7 protein-coding genes are annotated in these 8,421 nt (G+C 72.6%); all 7 read left to right on the forward strand.

All coding sequences use genetic code 11. From position 1 onward, the window contains the following. Window positions 1-115 precede the first annotated feature (115 nt). On the forward strand, window positions 116-1,252 hold the full coding sequence (pdhA, locus tag ACFWU3_RS13705) for a pyruvate dehydrogenase (acetyl-transferring) E1 component subunit alpha (RefSeq protein WP_384435716.1): 1,137 nt from the start codon (window positions 116-118) through the stop codon (window positions 1,250-1,252). Beyond that, the gene (locus tag ACFWU3_RS13710) at window positions 1,249-2,253 is read left to right on the forward strand and encodes an alpha-ketoacid dehydrogenase subunit beta (RefSeq protein ID WP_327682293.1); all 1,005 of its coding nucleotides are present in this window, start codon (window positions 1,249-1,251) and stop codon (window positions 2,251-2,253) included. The genes pdhA and ACFWU3_RS13710 overlap by 4 nt, the downstream gene beginning before the upstream one ends. Next, window positions 2,253-3,734, forward strand: a complete 1,482-nt coding sequence (locus ACFWU3_RS13715) for a dihydrolipoamide acetyltransferase family protein (RefSeq protein WP_384435719.1) — start codon at window positions 2,253-2,255, stop codon at window positions 3,732-3,734. The genes ACFWU3_RS13710 and ACFWU3_RS13715 overlap by 1 nt, the downstream gene beginning before the upstream one ends. 172 nt (window positions 3,735-3,906) lie before the next feature. Further along, window positions 3,907-4,788, forward strand: a complete 882-nt coding sequence (locus ACFWU3_RS13720; RefSeq protein ID WP_384435722.1) for an NTP transferase domain-containing protein — start codon at window positions 3,907-3,909, stop codon at window positions 4,786-4,788. Next, window positions 4,785-6,155 carry a molybdopterin molybdotransferase MoeA gene (locus tag ACFWU3_RS13725; protein ID WP_384435724.1) on the forward strand — a complete coding sequence of 457 codons (1,371 nt, stop codon included), beginning with the start codon at window positions 4,785-4,787 and terminating at the stop codon, window positions 6,153-6,155. The genes ACFWU3_RS13720 and ACFWU3_RS13725 overlap by 4 nt, the downstream gene beginning before the upstream one ends. Window positions 6,156-6,175: 20 nt before the next feature. Continuing rightward, a complete protein-coding gene (locus ACFWU3_RS13730) occupies window positions 6,176-7,231 on the forward strand; it encodes a potassium channel family protein (RefSeq protein WP_384435746.1) in 1,056 nt (351 codons plus the stop codon). 26 nt (window positions 7,232-7,257) lie between these two features. Next, window positions 7,258-8,238, forward strand: a complete 981-nt coding sequence (locus ACFWU3_RS13735; RefSeq protein WP_384435727.1) for an NAD(P)H-quinone oxidoreductase — start codon at window positions 7,258-7,260, stop codon at window positions 8,236-8,238. Window positions 8,239-8,421: the final 183 nt, after the last annotated feature.

Consider the following 8,421-nt stretch of genomic DNA (forward strand, 5'->3'; position numbering starts at 1 on the left):
GGTGCCTGTAGCCAAAATGCGTCCACGACCGAACAATCGGTAGGTGAGGCGGGCCACACCCCGGCCGCTTCGTCGTCGCTCCCAGGAGGAGGTGCTCGCTGTGCGAAAGAGCAGCATGACGGTTCAGGAGCTGCCCGGCGCCGTCGCGTACCGGCCCACGCCGCCCCCGGCGTGGAAGCCTCGTACGGACCCCGCGCCGCTGCTCCCGGACCCCGAGCCGTACCGCGTGCTCGGTACGGACGCCGCGGCCGGCACCGACCCCGAGCTGCTGCTGAAGCTGTACGCCCAGCTGGTGCGCGGCCGCAGGTACAACGTGCAGGCCACCGCCCTCACCAAGCAGGGCCGGCTCGCGGTATACCCCTCCAGCACCGGGCAGGAGGCGAGCGAGGTGGCGGCCGCGCTGGCGCTGGAGGAGCGCGACTGGCTCTTCCCCAGCTACCGCGACACGCTCGCCGCCGTGGCGCGCGGCCTGGACCCCGTGCAGGCGCTGACCCTGCTGCGCGGCGACTGGCACACCGGCTACGACCCGCACGAGCACCGCATAGCGCCCCTGAGCACCCCCCTCGCCACCCAGCTGCCGCACGCCGTCGGACTGGCCCATGCCGCCCGGCTCAAGGGGGACGACGTCGTCGCGCTCGCCATGGTCGGCGACGGCGGCACCAGCGAGGGCGACTTCCACGAGGCGCTGAACTTCGCCGCCGTCTGGCAGGCCCCTGTCGTCTTCCTCGTGCAGAACAACGGATTCGCGATCTCCGTGCCGCTGGCCAAGCAGACCGCCGCCCCCTCGCTCGCCCACAAGGCCGTGGGATACGGCATGCCGGGCCGGCTGGTCGACGGGAACGACGCCGCCGCGATGCACGAGGTCCTCAGCGAGGCGGTCGACCGCGCCCGCCGTGGTGGTGGCCCCACGCTGATCGAAGCCGTCACCTATCGCATCGACGCCCACACCAACGCCGACGACGCGACGCGCTACCGCGGCGACGCCGAGGTCGAGGCCTGGCGGGCACACGACCCGATCCGGTTGCTGGAGCGTGAGTTGACGGAGCGAGGACTGCTGGACGACGAGGCCAGGGAGAGCGTCGCGGCCTCCGCCGAGACGATGGCGGCGGACCTGCGTGAGCGCATGAACGCCGATCCGGTGCTCCAGCCGATGGACCTCTTCGAGCACGTCTACGCCGAGCAGACCAGCCAGCTGCGTGAGCAGGCCGCGCAGCTGCGCGCCGAGCTCGACGCCGAGGGAGAAGCACGATGACCACGGCCGCGGTGAAGCCCGCCACCATGGCGCAGGCCCTGCAGCGCGCCATGCGCGACGCGATGGCGCAGGACCCGACCGTCCATGTGATGGGGGAGGACGTCGGCACGCTCGGCGGAGTCTTCCGGGTGACGGACGGACTCGCCAAGGAGTTCGGCGAGGACCGGTGCACCGACACACCGCTGGCAGAGGCGGGCATTCTCGGCACCGCGGTCGGTATGGCGATGTACGGGCTGCGGCCCGTCGTCGAGATGCAGTTCGACGCCTTCGCGTATCCCGCGTTCGAGCAGCTGATCAGCCATGTCTCCCGGATGCGCAACCGCACCAAGGGCGCCATGCCGATGCCCATCACCGTGCGCGTGCCGTACGGCGGCGGGATCGGCGGCGTCGAGCACCACAGTGACTCGTCCGAGGCGTACTACATGGCGACCCCCGGGCTCCATGTCGTCACCCCCGCGACGGTCGACGACGCGTACGGGCTGCTCAGGGCCGCGATCGCGTCGGACGACCCGGTGGTGTTCCTGGAGCCCAAGCGGCTGTACTGGTCGAAGTCGCAGTGGTCGCCGGAGGCGCCCACCGCCGTCGAGCCGATAGGCCGCGCCGTGGTCAGGCGTCAGGGACGCAGCGCCACGCTCATCACCTACGGGCCCTCCCTGCCGGTCTGCATGGAGGCGGCGGAGGCCGCCGCGGCCGAGGGCTGGGACCTCGAGGTCGTCGACCTGCGGTCCCTGGTGCCCTTCGATGACGAAACGGTCTGTGCCTCGGTCCGGCGTACGGGACGGGCGGTCGTCGTCCACGAGTCCACCGGCTTCGGCGGTCCCGGAGGGGAGATCGCCGCGCGGGTGACCGAGCGCTGCTTCCACCATCTGGAGGCTCCGGTGCTCCGGGTGGCCGGGTTCGACATCCCTTATCCGCCGCCGATGCTGGAGCGGCACCATCTGCCGGGAGTCGACCGGGTGCTGGACGCGGTCGCGCGACTGCAGTGGGAGGCGGGGAGCTGATGGCACAGGTGCTGGAGTTCAAGCTGCCGGACCTCGGCGAGGGGCTGACCGAGGCGGAGATCGTGCGCTGGCTGGTCGACGTGGGAGACGTCGTCGCGATCGACCAGCCCGTGGTCGAGGTCGAGACGGCGAAGGCCATGGTCGAGGTGCCGTGTCCGTACGGCGGTGTGGTCACCGCGCGGTACGGCGAGGAGGGCACCGAACTGCCGGTCGGCGCACCGCTGCTGACGGTGGCGGTCGGCGCGTCGTCGACAGTGGACGGTACGGAAGCCGGATCGGCGCCCCAGCCTGCCGCGGGCAAGGCGTCGTCGGCGGAGACCTCGGGCGAGGCGTCCGGCAATGTGCTGGTGGGCTACGGGACGGGTGCGCCCGCGGCTCGCCGCCGCCGGATACGGCCCGCCGTCCCGGGCGCTGCCGCCGCAGCCACCGCTTCGGCCGAGCGTGCTCCCGCACCGTCGGCACCCGCGGCCTCCGCGTATGCCGAGTCCGTGCCCGCCCCCGCTGCTCGGCCCGCCGGCGCGGATCACGCGGGACTCAACGGTGGCGCGGCCGACCGCGACGGCGCGATCGGGCCCGTGCCCGTCATCTCGCCGCTCGTGCGCCGGCTCGCCCGGGACAACGGCCTGGATCTTCGGCAGTTGACGGGCTCCGGTCCCGACGGCCTGATCCTGCGGGCGGACGTCGAGCGCGCCATGGCCGCGGCCGAGGCTCCGCCCGCGCCCGCCCCGATCGCCGCCGCCCCGACCAGCCACGGCGCAACCGCTCCTGCCCCTGGGGCACAGACCGGGACCCGCGGTGAACGGATACCGCTGCGCGGCGTTCGCGGCGCCGTCGCGGACAAGCTGTCCCGCAGCCGCCGCGAAATACCCGAGGCCACCTGCTGGGTGGACGCCGACGCGACCGAGCTGATGGCCGCCCGTGCCGCGATGAACGCCGCGGGCGGACCGAAGATCTCGCTCATCGCGCTGCTCGCCCGGATCTGCACGGCCGCGCTGGCCCGCCACCCGGAGCTCAACTCCACGGTGGACATGGAGGCCAGGGAGATCGTCCGGCTGCCCGAGGTCCACCTCGGGTTCGCGGCACAGACCGAGCGCGGTCTGGTCGTCCCCGTGGTGCGGGACGCCCAGAGCCGCTCGGCCGAGTCGCTGAGCGCGGAGTTCGCGCGGCTCACCGAGGTGGCGAGGCAGGGTGCGCTCACCCCGGCGGACCTGACGGGCGGGACGTTCACGCTGAACAACTACGGAGTGTTCGGCGTCGACGGCTCCACGCCGATCATCAACCACCCGGAGGCGGCGATGCTCGGGGTCGGCCGGATCGTGCCCAAGCCGTGGGTGCACGAGGGCGAACTGGCCGTGCGCCAGGTCGTTCAGCTCTCGCTCACCTTCGACCACCGGGTGTGCGACGGCGGCACCGCCGGAGGATTCCTGCGGTACGTGGCCGACTGCGTCGAGCACCCCTCGGTGCTGCTGCGCACCCTGTAGGCGAACAGCACCTGCCGAGCCGGGAAACAGCTCAGCACCGCGTGAAGCGGCAGAAAGCAGAGAGCCGGAGGCAACAGCAGCGGAGGAGCGGAGCGCAGAAGGCGCGAGGCCGGGATCAAGAGAGATCCACTCAGGGGTCCCCGGCCGGGCCGTCGCGGACCATACTGCAGGCATGACCGCGTATGACGCCATCGTGCTGGCCGGGGGAGCCGCCAGGAGACTGGGCGGAGCCGACAAGCCGGCGCTGAGCGTCGGCGGGCGGCCGCTCCTCGACCGCGTGCTCGGGGCCTGCCGCGACGCCGGGCGGACCGTGGTCGTCGGAGGCCGCAGGGCCACCGCCCGCCCTGTCGTCTGGGCACGGGAGGACCCCCCGGGCGGCGGCCCGCTCGCCGCGCTCGACGCCGGCGTCCGGCAGACCGCCGCCGAGTCGGTCCTCGTCCTCTCGGCCGATCTGCCGTTCCTGGGGGAGCCCACCGTGCGCCGGCTGATCGGCACCCTCGGCAGCAGCGGGCGGGAGGCGGCACTGCTCACCGACCCCGACGGGCGTGACCAGCCGCTCGTCGCCGCGTACCGTACGGAGCCGCTGCGCCGCGAACTCGCTCTGCTCGCCACGGAATACGGGAGTCTGACCGGGCTGCCGTTGCGTCTGCTGACGCAGGAACTCGACCTCGCCCGGATCCACGCGGAGCCACTCGCCTCCTTCGACTGCGACACCTGGGAGGACATCTCCGCGGCCAGGGCCCGCATCAGGGAGCATGGGAACGTGCTGGACGAATGGATCACCGCAGTCAAGGATGAACTGGGCATCGAGCTCGACGTCGACACCGGCGCCCTGCTCGACCTCGCCCGTGATGCCGCGCACGGCGTCGCCCGCCCCGCCGCACCCCTCACTACGTTCCTGGTGGGGTATGCGGCGGCGAAAGCGGGCGACGGCGGGCCGGAAGCGGTTGCGGAGGCTTCCCGGAAGGCCGCCGCTCTCGCCAGGCGCTGGGAGGCGGAGGCCCAGCAGTCGGCGCCCGAGTCCTCCGGGCCGGACCAGGCCGACGCCGGATGAACGGTCGCAAGCACGAGGTCGGCGCCGAGCCCGAGTCCGACGGCGTCGAGGAGGCCCTGGCGCTGCTCGGCCCGCAGTCACGTCAGGAACACACCCCCGCCGGCAACGCCTCCGCGGCGCCCGACGCCGGCGGACACCGCGCGACGGCGTGGCCCGCGGCCCGGGCTCTTGCCGCGCGTATCGGGCGCAACGCACCCGCCCGTACCCGGAAGGTCCCGCTGGGGCAGGCCGTCGGCCAGGTGCTGGCGGAGCCGCTGACCGCGTTGTGCGATCTGCCGTCCTTCGACACCTCCGCCATGGACGGCTGGGCGGTGGCCGGCCCCGGCCCCTGGCGGGTCCACGGCGACGGTTCGGTCCTCGCGGGCCGTGACGACGTTCCCGCGCTGGAGGACGGCTCCGCCGTACGGATCGCCACCGGCGCACGTATCCCGGCCGAGGCCACGGCGGTGATCCGCACCGAGCATGCCCGCACCGACGTGGACGGCCGACTGCTGCACGCCGAGCGGTCCGTGACGCAGGGTCAGGACATCCGTCCGCGCGGACAGGAGTGCCGATCCGGCGACCAGCTCCTGCCCACGGGCTCCCTGGTGTCGCCCGCCGTGCTGGGCCTCGCCGCCGCCGCAGGCTACGACGAGCTGCTCACCGTTCCCCGGCCGCGCGTCGAGATCCTTGTCCTCGGTGACGAGCTGCTCATCGAAGGACTCCCCCACGACGGCCTGATCCGTGACGCGCTCGGACCGATGGTCGGTCCCTGGCTGCGGGCCCTCGGCGTCGAGGTCGTCGCCACCCGTGCGCTCGGCGACGACGCCGACGCCCTCCACCGGGCCGTCACCACGTCGGACGCCGATCTCGTCATCACCACCGGTGGCACGGCCGCGGGGCCGGTCGACCATGTCCATCCCGTCCTGCGGAAGGCGGGCGCCGAGCTGCTGGTCGACGGCGTGGCCGTACGCCCGGGGCACCCGATGCTGCTGGCCGCCCTCCCGCCCGGCAAGAACGTCCCGGTCCGTCATCTCGTGGGTCTGCCGGGCAATCCCCTGGCGGCGGTCTCCGGGCTCCTCACCCTTGCCGAGCCGGTGCTGCGGGGGCTCGCGGGGACACCCGCCACGGCGGGCTATCTCGCGCCCGTCCGCGATGAGGTCCATGGCCATCCGTACGACACACGGCTGGTGCCGTTCGTGCACCGCGGCGAGGAACTGGTGCCGCTGCACTACAACGGGCCGGCCATGCTGCGGGGCATCGCCGCCGCCGACGGGCTTGCCGTGGTGCCGCCCGGTGGCGCGCGGCCGGGGGACGAGCTGGAGGTTCTCGATCTGCCGTGGACCCCGGGGACCCCCTCCACCGTCGACGGCGGGTGTTTCACGTGAAACTGCCCGGCCATGACGCCATGGCCCGGCGGGCGGAGGAGTTCCTCGTCACCAGCCGGGTGAAGCTTCCCCGCCAGGTCGTCGATCGCCCGCTGCGTCAGGTCGCCAAACGGCTGCTGATGGCGCTCGCGGTCCTGGTCATCACCGTTCTGCTGGTGTGGATGGACCGTTCCGGCTACCACGACAACTCGGACGACTCGGTCGACTTCCTCGACGCCGTCTACTACGCGACGGTCACCCTCTCCACCACGGGCTACGGCGACATCGTCCCGTACAGCGCCGGCGCCCGGCTGACGAACGTGCTGCTGATCACGCCGCTGCGCGTGCTCTTTCTGATCATCCTGGTCGGCACCACCCTCGAGGTCCTCACCGAACGGACCCGGGAGGAGTGGCGGCTGAACCGCTGGAGGCTTCGCTTGCGCGATCACACGGTCATCATCGGCTTCGGAACGAAAGGCCGTTCGGCGCTCCAGACGCTGACGGCGACCGGTGTGAAGCAGGAACAGATCGTCGTCGTCGACCCCAGCGAGAAGGTGATCGAGACGGCCAACGCCGAGGGCTATGTGGGAGTGATCGGCGACGCCACCCGCAGCGATGTGCTGCTGCGGGCCGAGCTGCAACGAGCCCACCAGATCGTCATCGCGACCCAGCGGGACGACACGGCGGTGCTGGTGACGCTGACGGCGCGACAGCTGAACCGAAAGGCGAAGATCGTCGCGGCGGTGCGCGAGGAGGAGAACGCGCCGCTGCTGCGGCAGTCCGGTGCCGACGCGGTCATCACCAGCGCCAGCGCGGCGGGACGCCTGCTGGGCCTCTCCGTGCTCAGCCCCAGCGCGGGCGCGGTGATGGAGGACCTGATCCAGCAGGGCAGCGGGCTCGATCTGATCGAACGGCCGGTGATAAAGGCCGAGGTCGGCCTCAGCGTCCGGGAGACGAAGGACCTGGTGGTGAGCGTGCTGCGCGGACACCGGCTGCTGGGATACGACGATCCCGCCGCCAGTCCGCTGCAGTTGACGGACCGGGTCATCACCATCGTGCGGGCCGACGAAGGCTCACCGCTCAACAGCGTTGAATAGGCCCGCACGGGGGTAGCCTCGCCGCCATGCATGCGATCACGATTCCCGAACCCGGCGGTCCCGAGGCGCTTGTGTGGGCCGAGGCGCCCGATCCCGTACCCGGCGAGGGCGAGGTCCTCGTCGAGGTCGCGGCGAGCGCCGTCAACCGCGCCGATCTGTTGCAGAGGCAGGGCTTCTACAACCCTCCGCCGGGCGCCTCCCCCTACCCCGGCCTCGAGTGCTCCGGCACCATCGCGGCGCTCGGACCCGGGGTTTCCGGCTGGTCCGTCGGTGAGGAGGTGTGTGCGCTGCTCGCGGGCGGCGGATACGCCGAGAAGGTCGCGGTACCGGCAGGACAGCTGCTGCCCGTCCCCCAGGGGATGGACCTGGTGACGGCGGCCGCGCTGCCCGAGGTGACCGCGACGGTGTGGTCGAACGTCTTCATGATCGCGCATCTGCGTCCGGGCGAGACGCTGCTGATCCACGGCGGTGCGAGCGGCATCGGCACCATGGCGATCCAGCTCGCCAAGGCGGTCGGCGCGAAGGTGGCGGTCACGGCCGGTGGGCCCGAGAAGCTGGCGCGCTGCGCCGAACTCGGCGCGGACATCCTGATCGACTACCGGCAGCAGGACTTTGTGGAAGAGCTGCGCAAGGCGACGGACGGGGCGGGCGCGGACGTCATCCTCGACATCGTCGGCGCGAAGTATCTCGACCGGAACGTGCAGGCGCTCGCCGTCAACGGCCGGCTTGCGGTGATCGGTCTCCAGGGCGGCGTCAAGGGGGAGTTGAATCTGTCGACGCTGCTGGGCAAGCGCGCCGCGGTGACGGCGACCTCGCTGCGGGGCCGCCCGCTCGGTGAGAAGGCGGCGATCATCGCGGCCGTTCGTGAGCATGTCTGGCCGTTGATCGAGAACGGGCGTATCCGTCCCGTGGTCGACCGGCAGATCCCACTGGCCGATGCGGCGGAGGGGCACCGCGTGCTGGAGTCCGGCGGGAACGTCGGGAAGGTCCTGCTGGTCGCGGGCTGATCCCCCACCCGGCGCCCGCACCCCGGCCACCGGCACCCCCTGGCCACCGGCACCTCGCTACCCCCGGGCCACCGGCACCCCGCTACCCCCCGGCCACCGGCACCTTGCTACCCCGGCCTCCGGCACACCACGAGGCATCCTCGGCCCCCGGGCCCGCCCCACAAAGGCGCGGCGGGCCGGTGC

The sequence above is a fragment of the Streptomyces sp. NPDC058685 genome, assembly GCF_042714725.1.
In the GTDB taxonomy this organism is placed as follows: Bacteria; Actinomycetota; Actinomycetes; order Streptomycetales; family Streptomycetaceae; genus Streptomyces.

Bases quoted from the DNA above. Each gene is read 5' to 3' on its own strand.
- ACFWU3_RS13725 (WP_384435724.1), top strand. From the start codon at position 4,785: ATGAACGGTCGCAAGCACGAGGTCGGCGCCGAGCCCGAGTCCGACGGC.
- ACFWU3_RS13720 (WP_384435722.1), top strand. From the start codon at position 3,907: ATGACCGCGTATGACGCCATCGTGCTGGCCGGGGGAGCCGCCAGGAGA.
- ACFWU3_RS13735 (WP_384435727.1), top strand. From the start codon at position 7,258: ATGCATGCGATCACGATTCCCGAACCCGGCGGTCCCGAGGCGCTTGTG.
- ACFWU3_RS13730 (WP_384435746.1), top strand. From the start codon at position 6,176: ATGGCCCGGCGGGCGGAGGAGTTCCTCGTCACCAGCCGGGTGAAGCTT.
- pdhA (WP_384435716.1), top strand. From the start codon at position 116: ATGACGGTTCAGGAGCTGCCCGGCGCCGTCGCGTACCGGCCCACGCCG.
- ACFWU3_RS13715 (WP_384435719.1), top strand. From the start codon at position 2,253: ATGGCACAGGTGCTGGAGTTCAAGCTGCCGGACCTCGGCGAGGGGCTG.
- ACFWU3_RS13710 (WP_327682293.1), top strand. From the start codon at position 1,249: ATGACCACGGCCGCGGTGAAGCCCGCCACCATGGCGCAGGCCCTGCAG.